Origin of the sequence: uncultured Phocaeicola sp. (genome assembly GCF_948499155.1) — a bacterium.
Lineage (GTDB): Bacteria > Bacteroidota > Bacteroidia > Bacteroidales > Bacteroidaceae > Phocaeicola > Phocaeicola faecalis.
This window is the reverse complement of the sequence record NZ_CAOOSE010000029.1, coordinates 1-24355: the sequence shown is the minus strand read 5'-3', so window position 1 is coordinate 24355 and position 24355 is coordinate 1. Positions and strand designations below refer to the sequence as shown.

Annotated in this window: 22 protein-coding genes and 1 pseudogene; 12 read left to right on the top strand and 11 right to left on the bottom strand. The window is 40.8% G+C overall.

What is annotated here, in order from left to right; genetic code table 11:
* Positions 1-30 precede the first annotated feature (30 nt).
* On the top strand, positions 31-594 hold the full coding sequence (locus QYT14_RS15990) for a Crp/Fnr family transcriptional regulator (protein WP_237040266.1): 564 nt from the start codon (positions 31-33) through the stop codon (positions 592-594).
* Positions 595-674: 80 nt separating this feature from the next.
* Positions 675-1829, top strand: coding sequence for an acyltransferase family protein (locus QYT14_RS15985; RefSeq protein WP_288325977.1), 1155 nt, complete (start codon positions 675-677; stop codon positions 1827-1829).
* Positions 1830-1890: 61 nt separating this feature from the next.
* Here QYT14_RS15985 and QYT14_RS15980 read toward each other — a convergent pair whose 3' ends face one another.
* From QYT14_RS15980 to QYT14_RS15970, 3 genes are read right to left on the bottom strand one after another with little or no spacing between them, the layout of a single operon-like run.
* Complete coding sequence (locus QYT14_RS15980; protein WP_237040264.1) at positions 1891-2589, bottom strand: response regulator transcription factor; 699 nt, start codon at positions 2587-2589, stop codon at positions 1891-1893.
* A complete protein-coding gene (locus QYT14_RS15975) occupies positions 2582-3601 on the bottom strand; it encodes a HAMP domain-containing sensor histidine kinase (RefSeq protein WP_288325978.1) in 1020 nt (339 codons plus the stop codon). The genes QYT14_RS15980 and QYT14_RS15975 overlap by 8 nt, the downstream gene beginning before the upstream one ends.
* Positions 3602-3624: 23 nt before the next feature.
* Complete coding sequence (locus QYT14_RS15970; RefSeq protein ID WP_288325980.1) at positions 3625-3885, bottom strand: hypothetical protein; 261 nt, start codon at positions 3883-3885, stop codon at positions 3625-3627.
* Between the two features lie 124 nt (positions 3886-4009).
* Here QYT14_RS15970 and QYT14_RS15965 point away from each other — a divergent pair, with 124 nt between their 5' ends.
* From QYT14_RS15965 to QYT14_RS15935, 7 genes are all read left to right on the top strand, one after another.
* On the top strand, positions 4010-4144 hold the full coding sequence (locus QYT14_RS15965; protein WP_288325982.1) for a hypothetical protein: 135 nt from the start codon (positions 4010-4012) through the stop codon (positions 4142-4144).
* A gap of 397 nt (positions 4145-4541) precedes the next feature.
* Positions 4542-4688, top strand: coding sequence for a hypothetical protein (locus QYT14_RS15960; protein WP_288325984.1), 147 nt, complete (start codon positions 4542-4544; stop codon positions 4686-4688).
* Between the two features lie 46 nt (positions 4689-4734).
* Positions 4735-4911, top strand: a complete 177-nt coding sequence (locus tag QYT14_RS15955; protein ID WP_288325986.1) for a lactobin A/cerein 7B family class IIb bacteriocin — start codon at positions 4735-4737, stop codon at positions 4909-4911.
* Between the two features lie 25 nt (positions 4912-4936).
* Positions 4937-5140, top strand: coding sequence for a hypothetical protein (locus tag QYT14_RS15950; RefSeq protein ID WP_132216358.1), 204 nt, complete (start codon positions 4937-4939; stop codon positions 5138-5140).
* Between the two features lie 851 nt (positions 5141-5991).
* Complete coding sequence (locus QYT14_RS15945) at positions 5992-7158, top strand: HlyD family efflux transporter periplasmic adaptor subunit (protein ID WP_288325989.1); 1167 nt, start codon at positions 5992-5994, stop codon at positions 7156-7158.
* Between the two features lie 14 nt (positions 7159-7172).
* On the top strand, positions 7173-9341 hold the full coding sequence (locus QYT14_RS15940) for a peptidase domain-containing ABC transporter (RefSeq protein WP_288325991.1): 2169 nt from the start codon (positions 7173-7175) through the stop codon (positions 9339-9341).
* A gap of 12 nt (positions 9342-9353) precedes the next feature.
* Positions 9354-10691, top strand: coding sequence for a TolC family protein (locus QYT14_RS15935; RefSeq protein WP_288325992.1), 1338 nt, complete (start codon positions 9354-9356; stop codon positions 10689-10691).
* Positions 10692-11594: 903 nt separating this feature from the next.
* Here QYT14_RS15935 and sulP read toward each other — a convergent pair.
* Together sulP and QYT14_RS15925 are read right to left on the bottom strand one after the other, a co-directional pair.
* On the bottom strand, positions 11595-13277 hold the full coding sequence (sulP, locus tag QYT14_RS15930; protein ID WP_288325994.1) for a sulfate permease: 1683 nt from the start codon (positions 13275-13277) through the stop codon (positions 11595-11597).
* Positions 13278-13363: 86 nt separating this feature from the next.
* The gene (locus QYT14_RS15925; RefSeq protein WP_288325996.1) at positions 13364-13633 is read right to left on the bottom strand and encodes a DUF4884 domain-containing protein; all 270 of its coding nucleotides are present in this window, start codon (positions 13631-13633) and stop codon (positions 13364-13366) included.
* Positions 13634-13818: 185 nt separating this feature from the next.
* On the opposite strand from QYT14_RS15925, the gene rbr reads away from it, so the two are divergent.
* Positions 13819-14397 (top strand): rubrerythrin, encoded by a 579-nt coding sequence (gene rbr, locus QYT14_RS15920; RefSeq protein WP_237040260.1) that lies wholly within the window; start codon positions 13819-13821, stop codon positions 14395-14397.
* 213 nt (positions 14398-14610) lie between these two features.
* On the opposite strand, the gene QYT14_RS15915 is transcribed toward rbr, so the two are convergent.
* On the bottom strand, positions 14611-16974 hold the full coding sequence (locus QYT14_RS15915; protein ID WP_288325998.1) for a PDZ domain-containing protein: 2364 nt from the start codon (positions 16972-16974) through the stop codon (positions 14611-14613).
* Positions 16975-16978: 4 nt separating this feature from the next.
* Entirely contained in the window at positions 16979-18559 is a 1581-nt protein-coding gene (nadB, locus tag QYT14_RS15910) for an L-aspartate oxidase (RefSeq protein WP_237040258.1), read from the bottom strand.
* Positions 18560-18778: 219 nt separating this feature from the next.
* Between nadB and QYT14_RS15905 the strand changes: the two genes are divergently transcribed.
* Together QYT14_RS15905 and lpdA are read left to right on the top strand one after the other, a co-directional pair.
* Positions 18779-19201, top strand: coding sequence for a PH domain-containing protein (locus QYT14_RS15905; RefSeq protein ID WP_237040286.1), 423 nt, complete (start codon positions 18779-18781; stop codon positions 19199-19201).
* Positions 19202-19322: 121 nt separating this feature from the next.
* Entirely contained in the window at positions 19323-20663 is a 1341-nt protein-coding gene (gene lpdA / locus QYT14_RS15900; RefSeq protein ID WP_117462945.1) for a dihydrolipoyl dehydrogenase, read from the top strand.
* A gap of 112 nt (positions 20664-20775) precedes the next feature.
* On the opposite strand, the gene QYT14_RS15895 is transcribed toward lpdA, so the two are convergent.
* The 4 genes and pseudogenes from QYT14_RS15895 to QYT14_RS15880 form a co-directional block, all read right to left on the bottom strand.
* Positions 20776-22272: a transglutaminase domain-containing protein gene (locus tag QYT14_RS15895; protein WP_288326003.1), complete on the bottom strand. Its 1497-nt coding sequence runs from the start codon at positions 22270-22272 to the stop codon at positions 20776-20778.
* 4 nt (positions 22273-22276) lie between these two features.
* Entirely contained in the window at positions 22277-23137 is an 861-nt protein-coding gene (gene lepB / locus QYT14_RS15890) for a signal peptidase I (RefSeq protein WP_288326000.1), read from the bottom strand.
* 29 nt (positions 23138-23166) lie between these two features.
* Positions 23167-23700 carry a hypothetical protein gene (locus tag QYT14_RS15885; protein ID WP_237040250.1) on the bottom strand — a complete coding sequence of 178 codons (534 nt, stop codon included), beginning with the start codon at positions 23698-23700 and terminating at the stop codon, positions 23167-23169.
* A gap of 11 nt (positions 23701-23711) precedes the next feature.
* Positions 23712-24355 (bottom strand): annotated as a pseudogene (locus QYT14_RS15880) (hypothetical protein); the annotation flags it as partial.

Below are 24355 nucleotides of genomic sequence, written 5' to 3'. Positions count from 1 at the left end.
CCGGAATATGTATAAACCCGATTATATGCTATGGAAAGAGTTATAAATGCAATAAATAAGATATTCAAAATAGATGAGATAACTCTTCATGAACTCATTTCCAGATTGCAGCCTCTTGCTTTATCAAAAAGAACCATTCTGATAGCACCCGACAAGAGAGATGACAATGTCTATTTCATAGAGAAGGGAATCGCTCGTTCTTATATTCTGATGGATGGGAGAGAGGTAACCTCTTGGTTTAGCAAAGAAGGTGACCTTACTTTTTCCACTAATAGTTTTTATGGTAAAACAGAGGGCTATGAGAATGAGATGGTTCAAGTGCTCGAAGATTCTATTTTATATTTTATTCCTATCGCAGAACTTGAAGCCTTATGTTTGAAATATGCTGATATAGCAAACTGGTTGCGCATCTTACATCAAAAAGCTTTTGTGGAAATGGAAAGAAGGCTTATTTATCGTTTGTATATGTCGGCAGAGGAACGTTATAATGATTTCCTCATTAAAAATCCTGATATGTTTCAGCGTGTCAATCTGGGTTATATCGCTTCTTATTTAGGTATGTCTCATGTAACTTTATGCGCTTTAAGAAAGTAAATAGGCATTTCTTTAAGTAGTTAAAAAAGTTTGGATGGCTTATTTTGTACTTTTGCCGGTAAATATATAAAATAAGAAATATGTTACAAGCTAGTCCATCCAATCAACCCCATAGAATAGTATGGGTTGATGTACTTCGTTTTCTCGCCATATTTATGGTAATATGTATTCATTGTGCCGATCCTTTTAATGTTTCTCCCGAAGCTCGTTCTAATCCGGAGTTTAATTTTTGGGGTTCTATTTATGGCTCCTTTCTTCGTCCCTGCGTCCCCTTGTTTGTTATGATTACGGGATTGTTACTTTTGCCGGTTAATATGCCCATCCAAAGTTTTTATAAAAAGCGGTTGTTGCGTATTGCCGTTCCTTTTTTAGTATGGTCTGTTCTATACAATCTTTTTCCTTGGATAACAGGTGTGTTGGGATTATCATCTGCTGTGATAGCTGATGTTTTTGCTTATGCATCGCCCGATGCTTCTCAATCTTTTGGTGATGCGATGACAAATATTGCATTGATTCCTTTTAAATTCAATGTCTACACAGTACCGATGTGGTATCTTTATATGCTTATAGGTCTGTATCTCTATATGCCGTTCTTCTCTGCTTGGATAGAGAAGGCAAATCTTTCACAGAAAAAAATATTCCTTGGCATTTGGGGAATAACATTGTTCCTGCCTTACGCCTACGCTTTCTTTTCGCAAGAACTCTTCGGGCTTTGTGCCTGGAACTCATTTGGCACTTTTTATTATTTTGCCGGTTTTAACGGTTACCTACTGTTGGGCTATTATTTGGCAAAAGATGTAAAAGAGTGGAATTGGGTGAAGACAGTTGGAGTTGCTGTACCGTTATTTGCCATCGGGTATATTGTGACTTATGTAGGTTTTAAGTCGATAACTGCCAATCCTGATTGCACGGAACAAGAAATGGAGATGTTTTTCTTATATTGCTCTCCTAATGTTGTGTTGATGACTATCGCTGTGTTTCTGATTATCCGTCGGATAAGGTTTACATCTCCCGGTTGGGTGAGTTTATTCTCTAACATCACTAAATGTGGACTTGGTATTTATTTGATTCATTATTTTATGGTTGGTTTTAGTTATGGTATTGCTGATATACTTTCTATTCCTATTTCAGTAAAGATACCTGTTACGGCCATAATAGCCTTTGCCATTTCATGGGGAGTGGTAGCTTTCTTTTATAGGTTTGTACCCAAAGCAGCCAAATGGATTTTCGGCTGACTTTAGAAAATACTCCCATACTGCATTTTGTTTAGGAACATTACGGTATAGGAGTATTTTTTCAGCTTAGCAATAATACAAAGCCCACTCCCCGGATATTCTTCAATTCGATGAGAGGCTCCTCCTTCAGTGATTTCCGCAAATTCGTGATAAAGACATCCAAGCTGCGTGAGGCAAAATAATCATCCTCTGTATTCCAAAAACGACTTAAAATAGCCCTCCTTTCCACTATTTCATTTATGTTTTCGCACAGGAGCTGAAGTATTTGGGCTTCGCGCACCGTCAGAGTTTTGTTCTCTCCGGTTTCATTGTTATGCAGTGTGGCGTGTTTGGCATCCAAGGTGAAGCGTCCCAATGCATAGTGTTCATTTTCATTGCGTAATTTGACTCCTGCCTTCATTTTCAGGATGGCGTGTATATGTGCGTCCAATTCATCGGGCACAAAGGGCTTTTTCACATAGTTATTAACCCCCAGTTTATATCCTTCTTTCACGTCTTTGGGAGATGTCAATGCAGAAGTAAACAAGATAGGAGTATCCCCGTCTATTTCACGGATACGTTCCACCATTTGATAACCGTTCATCACAGGCATATCGATATCCGAAATAATAATATCCGGATGATATTCTTTCCAAGCTTTCAGTCCTTCTGCACCATTGGTAGCGGTTATCACTTCGTAGCCACCGATAATTTCCTGCAATTCATTCTTTACGATATAACTGAAAGTGGAATCATCCTCCACTAATAATAGTTTAATCATAGCTTTTTATTATTTTAGGTATTAACAGGCTGAATTCACTGAATTCCCCTTCTATACTGTTAATATATACTCTTCCCTCGTGGGCTTCCATTACCTGATAAACATAGTTCAACCCTAGTCCGAATCCTGAAGGGCCTCCTTTTCGGGTTCGTTTGATGGCCGATGCACGCTCAAACTTCTCGAAAATCTTCTTTTGGTCTTTTTGCGAGATTCCAATACCATTGTCGTATATGTTGATAATGTCATGGTTGGCATCACTTGATGAACTGATGTTTATCTTTACCGATTCTTTGGAATATTTTATGGCATTGTCTATCAGATTACTGATTGCTTCCTTCAGAAACTCTTCGTCGGCATATACCTTTTCTGTTTTTAAGTCTGTAGTAAAATGGATTGTTTTTTCAGTTTTTATGGTAAACTTTTCAATTAAGTCTCCTATCATGGGAGATAATGAAACTTCTTTTTTGTTCATCTCCAGTTTGTGTTGTTCCAGTTTCGCCAGCGTCAGCACTTTGTTAGAAAGAGCCAACAAATGTTCTAGTTCATTTTCCACAATAGTAAAATAATGGTTCTTTATTTCCGGTTTGTCATCCAGCTTTCCGCTATGTAGCCTGCTGGCACACATGATGGCAGAACTGATGGGCGTCTTCATGTCATGAATCATGGCGTAGGAGAAATCTTCTTTCAGCCGGGCTATTTTCCTTTCTGTGATGATGATTTTTATTTGATAAAACAATCCGATGAAAGCGGATACTACCATAACCGCTGTAGTCAGCAACAAGATTCCCATGCGTGCAAATATGCTCCAATGTGGATTCACCAATATCATTTGTACAGCTTGTGATAGGTCTGTGCGGATAGGAATTTCCTTAGAGTGAATGGCATTCCATAGACAAAAGTTTCCTTCTTTGCTTTGTTGAAGCACTTCTCCGGTTTTCGGATTGATAAGGTTCAATATGAAATCGCTGCTTATTTTATGCTCTAAGAGCAGAGTGGAAGCGATGGAATCCACGTCTTCTATAGAGATATAATAACCTATTCTTCTAAATAAGTGATTTCGGGGATGCTGTCTTTTGTTTCTTTTTCTTGTTTCCCTTCTATACTAGTTCCTTTAGGAGTTGTATGAAAGCGTTTTAACGCTTCTTCTTCTATTGCCTCATATAGAATTTGGTCTGTTTCTTCACATATATTATCTCTGATAAGAACATAAGTATTGCATAACCATATAAATTGCAGTGCTAATATGGAGGTTAAGCTTATAGCAGTGATTATTTTCAAGTACTTAGTCTTTATCATGTAGCAAATATAATAACTTATTCTTAAAATCGGATAACATTCTGATAACATATTATTATAAAATTTCCTATTATGTTTGCAACATCAAACTAAAACTCATACATATAATTAAAAATATAGTATTATGGAAAAAATAATAGTAACATTAAGCAGTGAAGAACAAACTTCTATTTATGGAGGAGAAATAAAAAATATCAAATGGAATAATGAAGAAGAGAAAAAGGCAGAAACTTATTATTATATATGGACAAACAATTAACATAAAGATAACAATTCAATAACAAAGAGCTAGAAAAAGACAGCTTATCTTTGTTGCATTAAAACAAACACGAAAGAGAGATGGGAAAAACGAGTATAAACGAACAAGCTCAGGAAGGGAAACGGATGAATGGTATACCTCATCTTTTTGCTCACCGCTTGTTCAGACGAAGAATAAGGGACTGCCCGAGTCTATAAATAAGGGAAATAATAACACAAACACAAAACACGATGAAAATTTAATAAAATGGAAATGCTGACGTTAGCAGAATGTATGAATATTTATGGCGGATGCTACATTTACAGTAGCAGTACTAGTCTGACTAGTGTATTTGTAGTGCTCAGCCGTTTTAGAGAGTTATTTTTTTAGTATATAACAACAAAACACAAAATGAAGTATGAAAAAGAATGATTATTGTATGGTGAAACCACTCAGTGGTGAGGAACATGTACAGGTCTCGGGAGGTTATGTGCCTCCTACGGAGGAACAGATGGAAGAACTTCGTAAAATATATGGGCCATTAGCAGATCTTATTTGCTGGTAGCTTCTATACAAACACAATTTTATTAACTAATTAGAAAATTACTATTATGAAAAGTTTAGAAAACAATGTTTTGATGCAGGAAATGAATTTGAATGAGATACAAGATATGAATGGTGGAATACCAGGATTAGTATGGTTAGCTATTGGTGTATTAGTCAGTGAAGCACTAGATAGAAATGCTGGAAATGATTTTATGGATGGTTGGAATGCTGCAAAAAAATAATAAATAATTTTGAAATATATAAAATATGAAAAATCAAATAATACCAAATAAAGAACTTATTTCTATTATGGATATTTCTGATTGCAGAATGATTGCTGGTGGAACATGGTTATCATACTTGGTCGGATATGTACTTAGCGCATTAGATAATAATGTACAAAGTTCTGATGAAACAAGATACGGTGGTACATATCTTGAAAGTAATTGTGGACATTCTTCTATCATGTAACTATATTAATATGTTCCATGATAGATTGTAATTTAAATCATAATAGTGAGATAAGATTTTAATACTCAATATTATTGATGTAATATCTTAGAGAGGGTGTCAAAATGTTGATAATGCTATCATTTTGCTCTGTTATTCTGATATTCTGAGCTTTTGCAAAAAAGTAAATGCAAACAGTTCCTTCACTTTGTTCAGGATGACAAAGTGATAGGTTATTTAGTTTTGACACATTCTCTTTTCACTATATATTAAGTATTAAAATTTGAAATATGTAATAATTGAAATACATAAAATATGAAAAGTAAAAATTATATTGGAATATGTGTGTCTTTAATATTTATTATAATAATGTTTATATTAAGGTTTTGGACTGATATTGACAGTTCATTTTATATCCTATTTTTTTTCCCTTCTATAATAGTCTTTCCATATAGCGACAAAACTTTTATCTACAGAATTATTTATATAATTATGTGCATGTTATTACTTTTTGTCATTTGGAGGTATTATAGTGTACAAGATTTAATTGTATCTTTCAGTGGGGGTGCTTTTGCTCTTGTTGGCTCTTCTGTCCTAGCTTCTTTACTTAAAAAAATATCTAAATAAAATTTCCCATAATTCCTTATAATAGGAAGTAGCATTATCTTTCTGAATAATTTTAGTTTGATAAAGCAGTTGGGAATGGATGGCGATAGAATATAAATGTACAGTGAAAGCAGAATAGAGAATTATAAGAATTATGTATCATGTTTTATGGATAAATAATTAACCTAATGATAACAATCCGATAACACATTTCCTTTTTCTTTCCTTTTACTTTTGCGGTATAAATCAGTAAAAGTAGAAATGTTATGTTATTACCAAACGAATGGATAGAGAACAGTATTGAAACATACATCTATCAACACACCACAAAATCCCAGATTATCTATTGGGTGGTATTGGCTGCCGTTGCTGCCGCTATTATTGCATTGCCTTTTATCTATGTAGACATTTCCGTGCAGGGAAGTGGGGTAGTGAGGCCGGTGACTGAAAAAACCGAAATAAAATCGGCTATAACAGAATTGGTAGATTCTGTCTATGTACGCGAAGGCGACCGGGTAAACAAAGGAGATGTCCTTCTTCGCTTTCGTACCAATAATTCCGATTATAAAATAAATTATCAGACTAATCGTCTGAATGATTATCAAGCACATTTGGCAGATTTAGCTTATCTGGCAAAAGGTGAATGCCCTGTGGTGTTCCATTCTCCGGTTCGTCAGCAGGAATATACCTATTTTATCAAAAAGAAAAAAGAACTGGAAACCTCTTTGGCGCAGGCGGAAAAAGAATATATGCGCAATAAAAACCTGTTTGATAAGAAGGTGATTTCAGAAGAAGAATATGATAAATATTATTTCCAGTATCAGAGCCAGCAAAATGAACTGGCTTCATTGATACAAAGCCAGTTGAGTACGTGGCAGGCAGATATGAATACCTATCGTAATTCCCGTAGCGAAATGAATACCACCTTACAACAGGAGTTGAAAGATAAAGAGCTTTATATAGTCCGTAGTCCGGTAAGCGGAACTATTGATCAGTTTTCGGGCATATACAGGGGAAGCAGCATACAGGCAGGGCAGTCATTGGCAGTGGTCAGTCCCGATTCTACCCTGTGTATGGAGATATATGTCACACCCAGGAATATAGGTTTTATGAATATCGGGATGCCGGTAAATGTACAGGTGGAATCATTTAATTATAATGAATGGGGAACATTAGCCGGAAAAGTAACAGAGATTTCATCGGATTTCTTGACGGACAGTCAAGGGAATTCATTCTATAAAGTGAAATGCCGGATGGAACGTAACTATCTGATGTTGAAAAGCGGACAAAAAGGAGTCTTGAAAAAAGGTATGACCGTCAGTGCTCATTTTATGATAACCCGGCGCTCATTGTTTGATTTATTGTATCAGAAGATAGACGATTGGGCAAATCCCAAGCAATATGAGAATAAAACAATGATGGCTAAATTTTAAAACACGAATACAAGATGAAAAAAGGAGTTAAAATAAAACAGTTTGATATTACAGATTGTGGAGCGGCTTGTCTGGCTTCCGTATGTGCCTATTATGGTTTGCAATTTCCCATTGCACGTATTCGCCAATATGCGTTTACCGACCAAAAAGGAACAAATATATTGGGATTGATAGAGGCTGCCAATAAGTTGGGCTTGTCAGCTAAAGGAGTGCGGGCTAAGTTTGAGGCATTGTATATTGTTCCTAAACCTGTTATTGCCCATGTTATAGTACACGAGCAGCTTCAGCATTTTGTAGTGATATATAAGGTGGAGAAAAAGAAAGAATACATAGAATATATGGATCCGGGTGACGGGCGGATGCATCGCGTCACCAATCAGGAATTTGAGAAAATGTGGACCGGTGTACTGGTGTTATTGGAACCGGAAGAAACTTTCAAGACCGGAAATATGAAGACCGGTATGACGAAGAAATTCTTCTCACTGCTAGCTCCGCATAAAAGTGTGATGCTGCAAGCCGTGTTTGGTGCGCTTATTTATAGTATCTTGGGATTATCCACTTCCATTTATGTAGGTAAAATTACAGATTATGTGCTGGTAGACAAGAATATCAATTTACTCAATCTCATGGGAGTGATCATGCTGGTCATCCTGCTATTGCGGACTTTTATCGGAGCAATGAAAAGTATTCTGGCTTTAAAGACCGGACAACGGATTGATGCGGCATTGATTTTAGGATATTATAAGCATCTGCTGACTTTGCCTCAGCAATTCTTTGATACGATGCGCGTAGGTGAAATTATTTCACGCGTCAATGATGCAGTGAAAATCCGTAATTTTATCAATAATGTTTCGTTGGATCTGGTGGTTAATATCATGATTCTTGTCTTCTCTGTGTGCCTTATGTTCGTTTATTCCTGGGAATTGGCATTGATTACATTAGTGTCTGCCCCCTTATTCCTGCTTATTTTCTGGGGATTTAATAAATTGAACCGGAAATATCAGCGCGGTATTATGGAAAGTAGCGCCGATTTGGAAGCGCAGTTGGTGGAATCTCTTAATTCCATTTCTACTATCAAACGATTCGGTATAGAAGAATATGCTAATTTGAAGACGGAAACTCGTTTTGTACATTTATTGAAGAATACGTATCGCAGTATATATGGTTCCATTATGGCGCAAGGCGGTATTCAGTTTGTATCTACCGGCATTACGATTGCCATTCTTTGGTTAGGAAGTATTTTGGTGGTCGATCAGGAATTGACACCGGGTGCTCTGATGGTGTTTTATTCCTTGGTTGGTTATGTAATTTCTCCTATCGGCTCGCTGATTTCTTCCAATCAGACTATTCAGGATGCACTGATTGCCGCCGACCGCTTATTCCAGATTATGGACTTGGAACGCGAACAGGATAATAATCAAAAGATAATATTAGAACCGGATATGGTGGGCGATATTACGTTTGAGAATGTTTCGTTTCGCTATGGTTCGCGCAAGGATGTGTTCAAGGAATTGAGCTTGAAGATAGAAAAGGGGAAGACCACTGCCATAGTGGGAGAAAGCGGGTCGGGCAAGACGACTTTGATTTCGTTGTTACAGCATATTTATCCTATACAGGAGGGTCGCATTCGCATAGGCGATTATGATATTGCGCAAATAGACAACCGCAGCCTTCGTCGTCGGGTGGGAACAGTACCTCAACAGATTGAATTATTTGCCGGCAGCATTGCAGAGAATATAGCGGTAGGCGACTTGCATCCGGACATGAAGAAAATTGTAGATTTGACAGAACAACTTGGCTTGAAGGACTTTATAGATGGTTTGCCTAAGGACTACCGGACTTATATCGGCGAACATGGTGCATCCTTATCGGGTGGCGAGCGGCAGAGACTTGCCATAGCGCGCGCTTTATATAAAGAACCGGAGATACTTATTTTTGATGAGGCGACCTCTTCGCTTGATTCTATTTCCGAGCACTATGTAAAGCGGACGCTGGATGCACTGGCACGGAAGGGGAAAACGATTATCGTGATTGCTCATCGGTTGAGTACAGTGAAGAATGCTGATAAGATTGTGGTGATTGATAAGGGGCAAGTAGTCGAGGCAGGTACTCATGAAGAATTGTTCAATTCGAATGGGATGTATCATCGTTTATGGAAGGAACAGTTTGATGAAATAGGTTAAAGAATGGACAGTATGAAAAAATTAATAGTTGCAGCTGTTGTAGCCATCGCATTTATAGCAAATATGCAAGCACAAAATAAAAAGTGGAGTCTCAAAGAATGTATAGATTATGCCATACTGCACAATATAGAGGTGAAGCAGAGCCAAAACCGGATTAAAAGTTTGAGAGTAGAGAGAAATACGTTGAAGAACAGTTTTCTACCCGACCTGAATGTAGGAGCTTCACAACGTTTTTCTTTTGGCAGGGCTTTGAATCAGGATAATACGTATGAAGATAGCAACATACAAAATTCTTCTTTCTCCGTCAGTACCGAAATGCCTCTTTTTACCGGATTCAAAACAAGTGCATCCATTTCTCGAAATAAATTCGATATATTGGCGGCTGAGGCAAATAAGGAATTGATAAAAAACAACTTGTCACTCAATGTAACCAACTATTATTTTCAGATACTGTTGAATAAAGAAATCTATCGTATCGCTCAAGAACAAATCCGGTTGACAAAAGAACAAGAAAGCAGGACACGGATTCTGATAGAGAATGGAAAAGTTCCGCAGTCTCAATTATATGATGTGAAAGCTCAATTGGCTGATGATGAACTGGTGGCTACTGAAGCCAGGAACTCGCTGCGGCTTTCTTTTCTTGACTTGATGCAATTGATGGAGTTGAAGGGTGAGGAGTATTTTGATGTAGATTCTTTGGATGAAAGTATAGTTTCTATGGAATCTGTCACTCCTGAGGGGATTTATGCTTCGGCATTAAGCTGTATGCCTCAGATAAAGCAAGCTCATTATTCTTTGCAGAGTAAAGTGAAAAGTATAAAAGTTGCCAAGTCGGGATATTACCCGCAGCTTTTTTGGGGTGCCGGAATCAATACCGGTTACTATTATTCTCGTGGTGCAATGAATCCGTCTTTTCATCAGCAGTTTAAAAACAATATGCAGAAAAGCGTTTATTTCACATTAAGCGTCCCTCTTTTTGACCGCTTCTCTACCAGGAATCAGGTAAAAATGGCGCGTTTGGAAGAGAATAATGCCCGCTTGTCATTGGAAAATGAAAAGAAAAGCCTTTATAAGGATATTGAGAAAGCGTATATGGATGCGCTGGCAGCTTTTGAGAAATACGAATCTACTACCAAAGCGGTAGCTGCCAATCGGGAGGCGCATCGGTATGCGTTAGAGAAGTATATGGCTGGAAAGTCGACTGTATATGAGTATAATGAGATAAAAATGAAATTGGCAGATGCGTTGTCCCAACAATCACAAGCTAAATATACCTATTTACTGAAAGAACGGATATTGGCATTTTATTCATGCCACTCTTTAGCGAACTTAGAAACTGTTTTGAATTAGCAACATCAAAGTCCCAAGTTCTATAGACACACAATTAACATAAAGATAACAATCCAATAACACAGAGTTTGGGAAGAGCGATTTACCTTTGTGATATTAACATAAATACAATTTACCAACTAATTAAAAACTTATAGGTATGCATTTTTTCTCTGTTTATTCATTATTTGTGTCTATAGGGAGTTTGTTCGTTTTCTGCTTCCCAGAAGAAGCTTATGGTGTTGGTGTAAAATCAATGCAGAGTTTCCCCAACGTCCAGGTTTGTAATACTGAGGCTAGTATTCCGTTTGACTCAGTAATTTGTTTGGATGATAATAATCGTTGGGAGGTTAGTCAATGAAAAAAAGAAAAGCTATAGGATGGGGGCTATGGGTGTTATACGCCTTTTCTTTATTTTTTTCATTTCATTTTGATTGGGTATCACAATACAGAGATTTCTTTGCTGTCTATTTTTTAGTCGCTTCTTCTGTTGTGTGGTATCTGATTTTTAAGAAGTAAAATAGCGGCTATACATTTCATTAGTCAGATTAAGCGTTTTCATCCTTTAGATTAAGCCCTTCTATAAGTAAGATTACTACAGTCTCCCACAGCGAATCGTACAGTCTGCTATAATGGACTGTACAGTCCATTGTCGTAGTCTGTAATAATCTTACGTTTAAAAGACCTTGGCTGACAGTAAGAAACAGCTTAGTCTTCCCTTTGTCCGTGGTATTATATAGGGAGATAAAAACAATTGTTTTCTCCGTACGCTCATAAACTAAAAATCACCCTCGCCACAGGCAGCTGTAGCGAGGGTGATTTCAATAAAAGGGAAGTTTTGACACATTCCCGACTTTTAGTTAATGAGAGTTTCGGCACCTTCATTTATCAATAAATAATCTCTTTCAGTCGGGCAGCCCGATTTTATTTCTCTACGATGGCTTTGGCTTTTTCAAGAGCTACATTGATATTGGGACAAATGTTGTCTTCGCCGAGCAAATCATAAAAACCGGCTTTCTCCAATACTTTATGCACCTTTTCGTTTACACCCGAAAGTACGATATGGATGTTTTCTTTCTTAGACATTTCACAAAGATTAGTGAGGTTGTGAATGCCGGTAGAATCAATGAATGGCACTTTACGCATACGGATGATACGTACTTTAGGGCGGTCGCCCAGTTCAGACATGATTTCTTCGAATTTGGTGGCGATACCGAAGAAATACGGGCCGTTGATTTCGTATACTTCTACACCTGCAGGGACAAGTAAATGTTCTTCGTGCACATTGGCGTCTGTCTCCGTGTTGGGGTCAATCTCATCTTTGATAACCGAAATATCGGTGGTTTCCATTACACGTTTCATAAACAGCACGCAGGCAATCAGCAACCCTACTTCAATAGCGACTGTCAAGTCGAAAATGACTGTCAGGAAGAAAGTAATCAATAACACTGTCACGTCCGATTTCGGATTCTTGAGTAATGCCTTAAAGGTGCGCCAGCCACTCATGTTATAAGATACAATGACTAACACGCCGGCCAGACAAGCCATCGGGATATATTGTGCCAACGGCATCAGGAAGAGCAGGATGAGCAGTAATACGACAGCATGAATAATGCCGGCTACCGGAGATTTACCGCCGTTGTTGATATTGGTCATGGTACGCGCAATGGCACCGGTAGCAGGGATGCCTCCGAAAAGAGGAGCAACGATATTGGCTGCACCTTGGGCTATCAGCTCTGTGTTTGAATCATGACGGTCGCCGATTACACCGTCGGCAACGGCAGCCGAAAGTAATGATTCGATGGCACCCAATACGGCAATTGTTATGGCTACGGGAAACAGGTTCTTGATTGCTTCCCAATTCAATTCGGGTACCACTGCATCGGGAAGTTGTGATTGGATGGTGAATCGGTCGCCAATCGTATCAATGCAGGTAATCCCTCCGTAAGTCTTCATCAGATAGACTGCAATTGTTACTACGATGATGGATATTAACGAACCGGGAATCTTTTTTGAGAATTTAGGAGTGATGGCAATGATGAATACACTGACCACACTGACAATGGCATTCCACCAATTCACTGTATCAAAGTGGCGGAAATAAATCATCCATTTGCCGATAAAGTCTCCGGGGACTTTCTCTCCCCCAAAGTTGAGGCCGAAGATATCAGCTATCTGTGTAGTGAAGATAGTAACGGCAATACCACTGGTAAAGCCGACAATGATGGGATAAGGAATGAATTTGATGACAGCCCCCAGTTTAAACACTCCTAATAGAATAAGGAGTATACCTGCCATCAGGGTTGCCACTGTCAGCCCGCTGATGCCATACTCTTGGATGATGCCGTAAATGATAACGATAAACGCGCCTGTCGGCCCACCGATTTGTACTTTGCTTCCTCCCAATAAAGAAATGATAAAGCCTGCAACAATAGCAGTGATAATACCTTTTTCGGGAGATACTCCTGAAGCAATACCAAATGCAATAGCCAGGGGAAGTGCAACGATACCTACGATAATGCCGGCCATGAGGTCGGCCATGAAGCTCTCTTTCGAATAATCTTTTAATGTAGTGAAGAGCTTTGGTCTGAATTCAAATGCTTTCATTTGTTAACTACTTTATGCTATGATTTTAAACGAATTGCAAAAGTAGATAAAATTAATGTATTATTATATTCAAATCCTTATTTTTGTTATTTATAGGGTGTTTTGTTGATAGTAGTGGTGCGTTGGGCGGTGGAATCATTTGTGATGCTGGTTACATCTCCTCTCGTAGTGAAGTAGACATAATTTCCTTTATCGTAAAAACGATATACCTTGCAACCATCATGTTCGAACAGGTAGCTGACGGTGTAAGTGGAGTTATTTTCAGATTCTCCGACCTTTAACGGCACGGATGCGCACGAATTAAATCCTATTATAGACAGGAAGGAAAGGGTGAATAATTTGATGATGGTCTTCATAGTGAAAAATGTTAATGTTGTTGTGAACACAAATATAGGTGTTATTGTTCACTTTATATAAAGTGAATATTTAATTAAGTATAAATTTATAATTGTAATAAATACAATTTTGAAATATAATATATATCTTTGCATCATCTAACAAGGATGATAAAAAGAATAACCAACTAATAAAACTAATAATTATGGCTAAGAGCATTAAAGGTACACAGACAGAGAAACACTTGCTGACTTCATTTGCAGGTGAATCACAAGCTAGAATGCGTTATACTTACTTTGCAAGTGTTGCAAAGAAAGAAGGTTATGAACAAATCGCTGCTATTTTCACTGAAACAGCCGACCAGGAAAAGGAACATGCAAAACGTATGTTTAAGTGGTTGGAAGGTGGTATGGTAGAAATTACTGCCAGCTATCCTGCAGGTATAATCGGCACTACAATGGAAAATTTGAAAGCTGCCGCTGCCGGAGAAAATGAAGAATGGACGACTGATTATCCTCATTTTGCTGATGTAGCCGATGAAGAAGGTTTTCCGGCTATCGCTACTATGTATCGCAGAATTGCTGAAGCAGAAAAGGGTCATGAAGAAAGATACTTGGCTTTGTTGAAGAATGTAGAAGAAGGTACAGTATTCAAAAAGGCAGAAGAGACTGTATGGCAGTGCCGTAACTGTGGTTACATTTATGTAGGTACAGAAGCTCCTGAAGTATGTCCGGCATGTTTGCATCCGCAGGCTTACTTCGAAGTAAAGAAGAACAATTATTAATTGAGATAGAATTATCCGTTTTACGGTGGGAGATGTGTCAAAACTCTCCTTTTATCGAAGGAGTTGTGTCAAAACGTGGATAATGCTGTCGTTTCGTTCGTAGGGGCGAGGTTCGCTCGCCCGAAAAAGTTTACTTTGTGTCTTCGGGCAGGCAAATCCTGCCCCTACAGCTGACGATGGGATAGACCGGTTTAGTTTTGACACACTTTCGTCTTATTTTAGGAGATTGGCCGGTAAAGTCAGTTTGTTTTCTTTCTGGCTTCGGAAGATAACCATGGTTTGCGGTTGCTTTAAATCTGCTGCCTGAACTGCTTTCTGCAAGTCGTCCAAGTTGTTCACGGATTTTCCGCCCAGCTCCAAAATCACATCGTTGGGGCGGATATAGTCACGCAGCACACCACCCAGTGCATTGACCGAAATGACATACACACCGCGTTCCGTATCCATACCGGTAGCAGAACGTTCGCCCAAGGTATCCAAGTTTTTGATTCGCAGTCCTTTCCATTCGATAGTGGCATGTGCTTTTCCTTCTTCCATGAAAATGGGTTTGGGAAATGCGGGAGTCTTGGCCAGTGCTTTCAGTCGGGGTGAGACAACTCCGAATCTATCCATGTCAAAGTTGCGGAAGCCACAACGGAAAATGGCATCCGAACGGTTGTCAATTCGATAATCTCCCCGGTCGGGGTTAAGGAAGGCGGGAGTGCATACAATGGAGTGTGCATCGGTATTCAGCTGGCGGGCTTTTTGGTAGGCAGTGCTGTCGGTGAAGATATTATAATCCACTTCCAGCCCCCAGTGGCGGACTTGAATCGGTCGGTAGGAAGACATCACAATATTACGGGTGAACACATCGCCGCTGTTTTTGAACCATACGTGAGGATGGAAAGAGTTATTAATCATGATATTGTTTTCTACCACCCGATAGAAGCCTTCGCGCAGTTTGATGCCTCCGTTCAGGCACAGATTGTTATAAATGTGGTAATTGCTGGAACCGTCGTCCAAGTCAATGTCCCAACCTCTGTCGCAGCGAAAACGATTATACCGCAATATGATGGGCGAAGTGACGTCTGCCAGAATCAGTGAGGGTTCGGCATTTACCAACGAATCCATTACTTGGCGGTGAGGATGCCAGAAACGGTCACGTCCCCAAGAATTGAAGGAACCATGGTCACCGGTTTCTTTTACGGTGTCAAACACATCGTTGAATTCGATGATATGCCCGCCCCAAGTTCCTTCGCTGACGTTGATACCGGCACGCGGAGTATCATAGATGCTGTTGTGGCTGACAGTGATGTGCCGGCACATGGATAGCTCCACTCCCGTAATCTGTTTCTCGAACAGGCCGATAGAATGAATCAGGTTGTCATATACCAGGCAATGAGCCGGATAGTTATTTCCTATAGGACCGGGCGTACGATTCAGTTTCTCGGCCGATACAGACTCATTGTATTCAAAACTTGGAGAGCGGACAGCATTCGGGTCGCCTACAAAGCAAACGGCACTGGCTCCGATACGGGTGAAATGAGAACCCGATACGGTGGAGTGGCGGTTATAACAGGAGAAGAAGACTGCGTTTCCTCCCAAATTATGAAGATAGCAATCTTTCAGCAAACAGTCTTCCGTCCCCTCAAACACTACGGCGCCTCCCCGATAGACCATCCAGTCGGAGCGGAGCAACGGTTCGTACTTATCCATAAAAGTACGCAATGTTTGTGTCAGTTCGATTCCCTGTATCGTGATGTGAGTGACCGGCTGTTGTTCCGAGCCGCGGAATTCAATCAGATGCTTGAGTATGGGAGTCTCGAAAACGGCTGTTTCTACGTTCTCGTTCGGCATGGGATAATAATATAAGGTAGAAGATTCCGCCTGATAGAACCATTCGCCCGGAGCATCCAGCTCTTCGAATATATTTTCTACCATCCGGTTCTTGGCGTGCAGTCCTGATTGGCGGTTGTTCTGCCACCCGCCTTCCAACATCAGTTTTCCGGCTTTGTCTTTACCGGTGATGCGGTAGTGGAAATCCCCCCAGTCGCTTATGTGCATGGCATGGAGGTATCCTCCTTCGGGATGTTTCCAACTTTTTACCCGCCGGGGAGCGGTGGCATCGGCTGAGGTACCGTTGAAACGCACTGCTGTGGAGTCGAAATTGGGATAACGTGCCATGTGGCGGATGTTTCCGTTACTCAACAGCATATCCGGATGATGTATTTCTTCTTGGAGAACTGCTGTCAGGATACCTTTTTTATAAGGCTTCCATGCAGGATGCAACACTTTTCCGCCGGACAATGTTACCTGTTCGTTTCGGAAGGCACGTATGGATAATGGTTTCTCTTTTCCACCGTCTTCGGGAGTGAAGATTATAGGACGCTCCAACCGATAGATACCTTTACGCAAATAGATGGTTGTTTCGCCCTGAGCTTTTCGAGCTTTCAATTGTGCCCGCTCAATGGTTCGGAAAGGTTTTTGGAGGCTTCCGTCGTGACTGTCATTCCCATCGGGAGCCACATAATATTGATTCTGTGCCCACAGGAACAATACTTGTACCAGTAGGCATAGAGTCAAAATACTTTTTTTCATTCTATTATTTCTTTTCTGCTTCGGCATGCGGATAATCAATCGTGTAGTGCAGGCCGCGGCTTTCTTTGCGTTCCATTGCCTGACGCGTAATCAGGTAACCAATGTTAATCATGTTGCGCAATTCACACAGTTCGCGTGATGCCTTGCAGCGCTTAAACAGTCGTTCGGTTTCTTCATATAGAATGTCCAAACGGTTCCAGGCGCGAATCAGGCGAGTATTACTGCGCACGATACCCACATAGGCTTCCATAATCTGGTTCACTTCCTTCATGCTCTGTGTAATCAGCACACGTTCTTCATTATTCATCGTGCCGTCATCGTTCCATTCGGGAATGTCCTCATTGTAATCATAACGGTCGAGTACACTCAAGGCATGTTTGGCCGCAGCATCGGCGTAGACCACTGCTTCAATCAGTGAGTTGGATGCCAGACGGTTGCCGCCGTGCAGTCCCGTACAGGAACATTCGCCGATGGCGTACAAGCGGTTGATACTGGACTGTCCGTCCAAATCCACCTTAATGCCTCCGCACAGATAGTGAGCAGCCGGTGCAACAGGAATGTAGTCTTTGGTAATATCGATACCCAGACTGAGACATTTCTTATAAATATTGGGAAAATGCTTCTTTGTTTCTTCCGGGTTTTTGTGGGTGACATCCAGATAAACATGGTCTTCACCGCGTTGTTTCATTTCGCTGTCGATGGCACGTGCCACGATGTCGCGCGGAGCAAGCGACAGACGCGGATCATATTTCTGCATAAATTCCTCACCGCTTTGGTTTTTCAACACGGCACCGTAACCGCGCATAGCCTCAGTGATGAGGAAGCTGGGACGGTCGCCCGGATGAAAGAGGGCAGTGGGATGGAACTGAATGAACTCCATATCTTTCACTGCGCCTTTGGCACGATATACCATGGCGATACCGTCGCCGGTGGCTACCAGCGGATTGGTGGTATTGCGGTAAACGGCTTCACAACCTCCAGTAGCCATAATAGTCACTTTTGACAGGAAAGTATCCACTTCTCCGGTGCTTTCGTTCAGCACATACGCACCAAAACATTTAATGCCCGGAGTGTGGCGGGTCACAATGATGCCCAAATGATGCTGGGTAATGATTTCAACTGCATAATGGTCAGTGAAAACCGTAATATTGGGGTGGGCTTTTACAGTCTCGATGAGGCTTGTCTGTATCTCTGCGCCGGTATTGTCTTTGTGGTGCAGGATACGGAATTCGGAATGTCCTCCTTCTTTATGTAAGTCAAACTCTCCGTTTTCTTTTTTATCAAACTCTACTCCCCATTTTATCAACTCTTGAATCTGCGATGGAGCTTCGCGCACAACTTTTTCCACGGCTGCACGGTCACTAATCCAGTCACCGGCAATCATTGTATCTTCAATGTGCTTTTCGAAATTGTCTACTTTCAGGTTGGTAACAGATGAGATACCTCCCTGAGCAAAATAGGTATTGGCTTCTTCCAGCCCGGCTTTACAAATGAGGGCAACCTTGCCTTTGTGAGCCACTTTCAGTGCGAAACTCATTCCGGCAATTCCGGAGCCGATCACAAGGAAATCGAATTTTCTAACCATGATAATGTGATTTATGGTTGCAAAGGTAAAGAAAACCTCTTTTCATTGTACATTTTAATGCTGTTATTTACTGCCTTTTTTGAAAGATATGATATTTAGTTGGTTGTTTTATGGTCGCGGGAATCTTGTTCCATGATTGTGGGGATGGAATAAAAACAATCAAGTCTTTTAAAATAATTGAGAACAAATGATTAACTTGCGCCAAAATTTTAAATTATGATGAATCGAACTTTCCATGTGAAGATTTCAGGGACAACTCATTTGTTTCTTATTCTGTTTACTTTGATTATGCTGGTTGCCTTTTGGTACAAAGGGGCGGCATTGATAGGGCTGTTTTTCGCTATGATTGTCATTATCAATATAGAGCGTATCATCCATTCTACCTATACATTGACGGCAGACGGAAACTTGGTGATTTATAACGGACGTTTCCAAAAGGAGAAGACCATTCCGCTTTCACGGATTACAGATGTAGAATTGAAGCGTCTCTTCGGGTTGAAACATTTGAGATTTACCCGATATGTGTTGGTGCATTATGACAATGACAAGGTTATAGACCTGCTGCCGGAGAAGCCTGAAGAATTTATGAATGCATTGGTCAGGCGGTTGGAACATAAAGAAGAGGGCGAAGATACTTTCTGAAGAAAATATGTAGCGGGAAACCGGTTATTTTAGTATCTTTCGGACATACAACCTTTTATGTCCCGGCCTGGCGGTCGAAGGTTTTGAATTGATAAAGAACTGATTAATTTTAATAAATACCATGAAATATCAAATTGCGATTATCGGTGGAGGGCCTGCCGGCTATACTGCTGCCGAAGTTGCCGGAAAAGCCGGCCTCAGTGTTGTGTTGTTTGAAAAGAGAAGTCTGGGGGGCGTGTGCCTGAATGAAGGTTGCATCCCCACAAAGACATTGCTTTATTCTGCCAAAGTGTATGATTATGCCAAGCATGCTTCCAAATATGCGGTCACTGTGCCCGAAGCTTCTTTTGACTTGGGCAAGATTGTTGCCCGGAAATCAAAGGTGGTGCGTAAACTGGTGTTGGGCATCAAGGCGAAACTGACTGCCCATCAGGTGAATATAGTAACAGGAGAGGCTACTGTCATAGATAAGAACACGGTGAAATGCGGTGAGGAGATTTACGAATGTGAGAACTTGTTACTTTGTACCGGTAGCGATACATTTATTCCTCCCATTCCGGGAGTGGATGGTGTGGATTATTGGACACACCGTGATGCATTGGACAATAAGGAAGTGCCTGCTTCACTGGCTATTGTCGGCGGTGGTGTAATCGGAATGGAGTTTGCTTCTTTCTTCAATAGTTTGGGCGTACAGGTTACTGTGGTCGAGATGATGGATGAGATTTTAGGTGGAATGGATAAGGAACTTTCGGCGATGCTGCGTGCCGAGTATGCCAAGAAGGGAATTAAGTTCCTGCTGAGTACCAAGGTGGTAGGAGTGGCAAAAGAGGAGAACGGAGTAACGGTCTCTTACGAAAATGCAGAAGGGGCGGGAAGTGTTACGGCCGAAAAGTTACTGATGAGTGTAGGCCGTCGTCCTGTAATGAAAGGTTTCGGATTAGAGAATTTGAATTTGGAACTGACGGAACGTAAGTGCGTCAAGGTGGACGAACACATGCAGTCTTCGGTTCCCGGTGTCTATGTGTGCGGAGACTTGAACGGCGTTTCATTGTTGGCACATACGGCCGTGCGCGAAGCGGAAGTGGCTGTTCATCATATTCTAGGAAAAGAAGATGCGATGAGTTACCGTGCCATTCCGGGGGTAGTCTATACCAATCCTGAGATAGCAGGGGCAGGTATGAGTGAAGAAGCTCTGCAGGCTGCCGGCATTGCTTATCATACAATAAAACTACCGATGGCATATTCCGGTCGCTTTGTGGCGGAGAATGAGGGAGTAAATGGAGTTTGTAAAGTATTGGCTGCCGAAGACGGAACGGTATTGGGTGCCCACATGCTGGGTAATCCTGCTTCCGAACTGATTGTATTGGCAGGCATGGCCATCGAAGACCGCAAGAAAGTGGATGATTGGAAACGATATGTGTTCCCTCACCCCACAGTAGGAGAAATCTTCAGAGAACTGTAAACATTTTCAAAGAGTATCCTGCCTAGCATTCCACCACCCGGTACACATTTATGCACTCGCTCGAACAACTGGGTGGCGGAAAGGCTCAGCACCTCCTGCGGTTCTCAACTGCTTAATACCTTCTTATGGTATCCTGCTCTATAAAAAACACTCTTTGGTTTACTATCCGTTCAGGCAAAGTCAGCCAATATAATGCATTTTCTGGTATCTGTTCGTATGTTTGCGTAGAGTCTGTTGAGCTTTTGCAAGGAATGGATACAAATGATTTCCTATCAACATCCCAATAGTGCAATGTATAATCCCTACTTCTTTTTTTCTTATCGAATGTATAACTGAACTTTTGCTCTGGTCGGGGTATAAACAAATGCACTTCACCATTTGGGCTCACGTAAAAAGGAGCGGTCAGGTAACGTAAAGCACCATTGTCTGTTACATCGGCTACCATAAAGATATTATCACCCACCACATTTTTAAAAGAACACATCCCGTTTTCTAAATATGAGCCAACTGCCAACGGCTTCCATTCATAATAATTATGTACGCACAAATAGACCTTGCCGTGAAGATTGTTTTTTTCCTTGTCCCAGACAGGTACTTCAATCTCGATTGTCTTATCAAGGTATTCATGGGTTACATCACGCCATAAAGGAGTATTGAGGAATGTCTGATAACCGCCCGTCGAAGAAATCTTGCCGTAATGTAACGGATTGAATTGGTAACGGTAAACTTTTGCAGGCCTTCTGTGACGTTTTTGCGAAAACATTCTTGCATGGACTTCCGGCTGGTCTTCTCCGGGGCCAAAGCTGTAAAATCGTCTGTTATTCCAAACCGCGCACCAGCTATGTCCCAAATCCATTTTCGGCCAAATAGTAAAATCAACGGCGACAGGTATGCCTACCGCACGCATGATATATGTACCCAAATTGCAAATGCCGTCACAGCGGCTTATTCCTGACCGATAAGTCTCTTCGATGGTCGGATAGAAAGGCAGGCCGGTATCTTGGTATCTTACAACCGATTTTAAATGTTCATTCAATGCCACGCAAGCTTCCAGCGGTGTCTTTACTCCTGCGGAATCCAGTAAAGGTAGAAACCGCTTCATCATCTCTTCACGCAAAGAAGATATTTGCTCCGTTTGCACCCTGTAAGGAAGTATATACGTGCAAAACACGTCAAAAGGCACATCCCTTGCCCAAGGCTTTTTCCATGCCATGAAAGCCAAATCTATATTCTTAATCAGAAAAGAGCTGTCAACAGAGAGGACATCATATATCATATCATGTTTTTCCAGATACCCACACCGTGTCAATGAGTCGCAATGCATTCCCAGTTCTTCCTTGTTCTTGAACTTGCATATATCAGGCCTGTATTTTTCCCCTTCCGGCGATAAATAATAGTCTTCCTGCGAATAATGATAAGGCATATTCTTGATAAGGAAGCAGGCTGCCCGGTATTTTAAAGAATCATGCTTGTAATGGTCAAGAACTGCCTCTAACGCATTACGGTTTTCTCCTGACAGCTTCAAGGCTTGCTCAAGTTCACCACCGCTACGGTTTTGCGAACAAGCAGCCATAAAGCACGATAATATTATATAGGTTATAATTCTCATCACACTACTCTATTCTTTTAAATACTCTGTTCCAACGTATCTTTCCCGTATCACGGCTGCGCGAAGTAATGACAAAGCCGGCCTTTCCTACAATAAAGTCTTCAGGTATCAATCCCCAAAAACGCGAATCTACGGAATTCATGCTATTGTCCCCACTCATGAAATAATAATTGCTCTTAAAACGATATCCGTCCAATTCTTTATTGCCCAAATAAACTTTTCCATCCTGAAACAGCACTTCCTCACTCTGTTCCCACGCTATTATTTTTTTGTACAGAAGGTAGTTTGTTCTGTTCATTGGAATGGAATCGTTCTTTCCCGGTATATAAAAAGGACCAAACTCCCTGATGTTCCATCGGACAATGCTGTCGAAAGGAAGCGTGTAATATTGGTCGTCAGGAATATTATCAGGATTAAATTTCATGATTCGCTTTTGAGATTCAATATTACCGGCCAATACATTCCCATCACCAATCATATAGATTCCGTCATGGATAAACAGAGTATCTCCGGGGACAGCCACACAACGCTTTACATAATAGTTCGATATGTTCATTTTCATATTCTCATCCCATTGATTCCACTCCGAATAAGGAAAATTAAAAACCAAGACATCATCCCTTCTGACCTTAGAAAAGCCAGGCAATCTGTACACGTCAACCTCTTCGCCTTTCAGAGCAGCCCAAATGTTAAATATCCGTGCGCCTAAAGCCGGTTTACAGACAGATATGACATCCCCTTCTATCAATGTAGGCTCCATCGAGTCACTGGGAATTTTGAATGTAGCGAACAATAATATTTGCGCCAAGACATACAGCACCAACAGCGCGGCCAAACCAAAGATAGCATTAACTGCCTTATTCATCCATTTTCGAACCCTCTTCATGGTTATAGTTATTTGACAGGTTTACCTATAATTTCATCCCAATAAGATTTTTCCATCTGAGGGCTGGAGACAGGATTGCCGACTAAAACAACCCGGTTATGCTCATCCAATAGAAAATATTTATCAGAAGAAAATTCATTCAATCTACCAATTCGATTATCTGCATCAATACAGACCGGATAGTCGGGTAAATCACAGTCCAGCATAAATTTCATCTCTTCCACGTCATTAGGAAACAAGAAGAAAGCAAATGAAACTGATTTGCTTAATGACTCGTCCGCCTTGATTTTAGCAATCAAATCGCTCCATCTGTCCAGATACAATTTACACCCCATGCAGTCTGTTGTATCTGCATAAATAAAGAACTTCCATTTCGACTTGTCAAAATCAAAATAAATCGTATCCTTTCCGGCTTTTGTAAATACAATATTTTCAGGAAAGGAAATTTGCTTGTTTTCCCATTGTCCTTCATTCGATTTGCAGGAAACGAAGAAAGCCAAAGGCAATATCCACAAGAGCCATCTATTTTTTAATTTTGTCATCCTATCATTTTTTATGGTTTCAGTACCCTAAACTCGCACTGAGATGTGCCTAAGTTTCCTAAGCCATCCGTTCCTTCCATCACGCCCACAAAGCTTGTATTGATGTCCGAACAGAAGAACTCCACTTCGGCTTCTCCTTTCTCATCGGTGACAATGTCCGGTTTCCACAGCAAGACGTTCCGCGCATCCGGCATCGGGCTTTGCATGTCCAGCTCATCGGGTTGGTAGAACTCGCGCGTGCCGTAATAGCCTTTTACACGCCATAAGTTGTTCATGCGAAGAAGTTCTTCTTCGGTAAATTCCTCTCCCTGATAAGTGACATAATCCATAGCAGTAATAATCCATTTACCATCCTTCCTCCCCACAGGTTCATATTTTATAAGTGCATACGTTTCTCCAATAGTAGGAGGAAGCCTTTTTGGGGGGGGAGGAGGCGTCGGAGACCCCACAGGATGATGTGAATATCCTTTATAATCATTCAAGAAAGTTGTTCCAGAACCTGCATTACATCCGCAAACCCATGAAACTCCGATACTTATCTGTGCCAAACTATCCAATCTTCCCATCATCTTATCCCGAAACACTCTTCCTTTCTTACCTGTAACTGTTATCTCAGACAAAAGAATACTGCTATCCTGACTGATAATGGGATAAT

What these genes read in the sequence shown, in the direction of transcription:
- QYT14_RS15925 (WP_288325996.1), bottom strand. Translation starts at nt 13,633, where the DNA reads ATGAAGACCATCATCAAATTATTCACCCTTTCCTTCCTGTCTATAATA.
- QYT14_RS15990 (WP_237040266.1), top strand. Translation starts at nt 31, where the DNA reads ATGGAAAGAGTTATAAATGCAATAAATAAGATATTCAAAATAGATGAG.
- QYT14_RS15935 (WP_288325992.1), top strand. Translation starts at nt 9,354, where the DNA reads ATGAAAAAATTAATAGTTGCAGCTGTTGTAGCCATCGCATTTATAGCA.
- QYT14_RS15940 (WP_288325991.1), top strand. Translation starts at nt 7,173, where the DNA reads ATGAAAAAAGGAGTTAAAATAAAACAGTTTGATATTACAGATTGTGGA.
- rbr (WP_237040260.1), top strand. Translation starts at nt 13,819, where the DNA reads ATGGCTAAGAGCATTAAAGGTACACAGACAGAGAAACACTTGCTGACT.
- QYT14_RS15950 (WP_132216358.1), top strand. Translation starts at nt 4,937, where the DNA reads ATGAAAAATCAAATAATACCAAATAAAGAACTTATTTCTATTATGGAT.
- nadB (WP_237040258.1), bottom strand. Translation starts at nt 18,559, where the DNA reads ATGGTTAGAAAATTCGATTTCCTTGTGATCGGCTCCGGAATTGCCGGA.
- QYT14_RS15885 (WP_237040250.1), bottom strand. Translation starts at nt 23,700, where the DNA reads ATGACAAAATTAAAAAATAGATGGCTCTTGTGGATATTGCCTTTGGCT.
- lepB (WP_288326000.1), bottom strand. Translation starts at nt 23,137, where the DNA reads ATGAATAAGGCAGTTAATGCTATCTTTGGTTTGGCCGCGCTGTTGGTG.
- sulP (WP_288325994.1), bottom strand. Translation starts at nt 13,277, where the DNA reads ATGAAAGCATTTGAATTCAGACCAAAGCTCTTCACTACATTAAAAGAT.
- QYT14_RS15970 (WP_288325980.1), bottom strand. Translation starts at nt 3,885, where the DNA reads ATGATAAAGACTAAGTACTTGAAAATAATCACTGCTATAAGCTTAACC.
- QYT14_RS15915 (WP_288325998.1), bottom strand. Translation starts at nt 16,974, where the DNA reads ATGAAAAAAAGTATTTTGACTCTATGCCTACTGGTACAAGTATTGTTC.
- QYT14_RS15955 (WP_288325986.1), top strand. Translation starts at nt 4,735, where the DNA reads ATGAAAAGTTTAGAAAACAATGTTTTGATGCAGGAAATGAATTTGAAT.
- QYT14_RS15980 (WP_237040264.1), bottom strand. Translation starts at nt 2,589, where the DNA reads ATGATTAAACTATTATTAGTGGAGGATGATTCCACTTTCAGTTATATC.
- QYT14_RS15945 (WP_288325989.1), top strand. Translation starts at nt 5,992, where the DNA reads ATGTTATTACCAAACGAATGGATAGAGAACAGTATTGAAACATACATC.
- QYT14_RS15965 (WP_288325982.1), top strand. Translation starts at nt 4,010, where the DNA reads ATGGAAAAAATAATAGTAACATTAAGCAGTGAAGAACAAACTTCTATT.
- QYT14_RS15905 (WP_237040286.1), top strand. Translation starts at nt 18,779, where the DNA reads ATGAATCGAACTTTCCATGTGAAGATTTCAGGGACAACTCATTTGTTT.
- lpdA (WP_117462945.1), top strand. Translation starts at nt 19,323, where the DNA reads ATGAAATATCAAATTGCGATTATCGGTGGAGGGCCTGCCGGCTATACT.
- QYT14_RS15985 (WP_288325977.1), top strand. Translation starts at nt 675, where the DNA reads ATGTTACAAGCTAGTCCATCCAATCAACCCCATAGAATAGTATGGGTT.
- QYT14_RS15960 (WP_288325984.1), top strand. Translation starts at nt 4,542, where the DNA reads ATGAAAAAGAATGATTATTGTATGGTGAAACCACTCAGTGGTGAGGAA.
- QYT14_RS15895 (WP_288326003.1), bottom strand. Translation starts at nt 22,272, where the DNA reads ATGAGAATTATAACCTATATAATATTATCGTGCTTTATGGCTGCTTGT.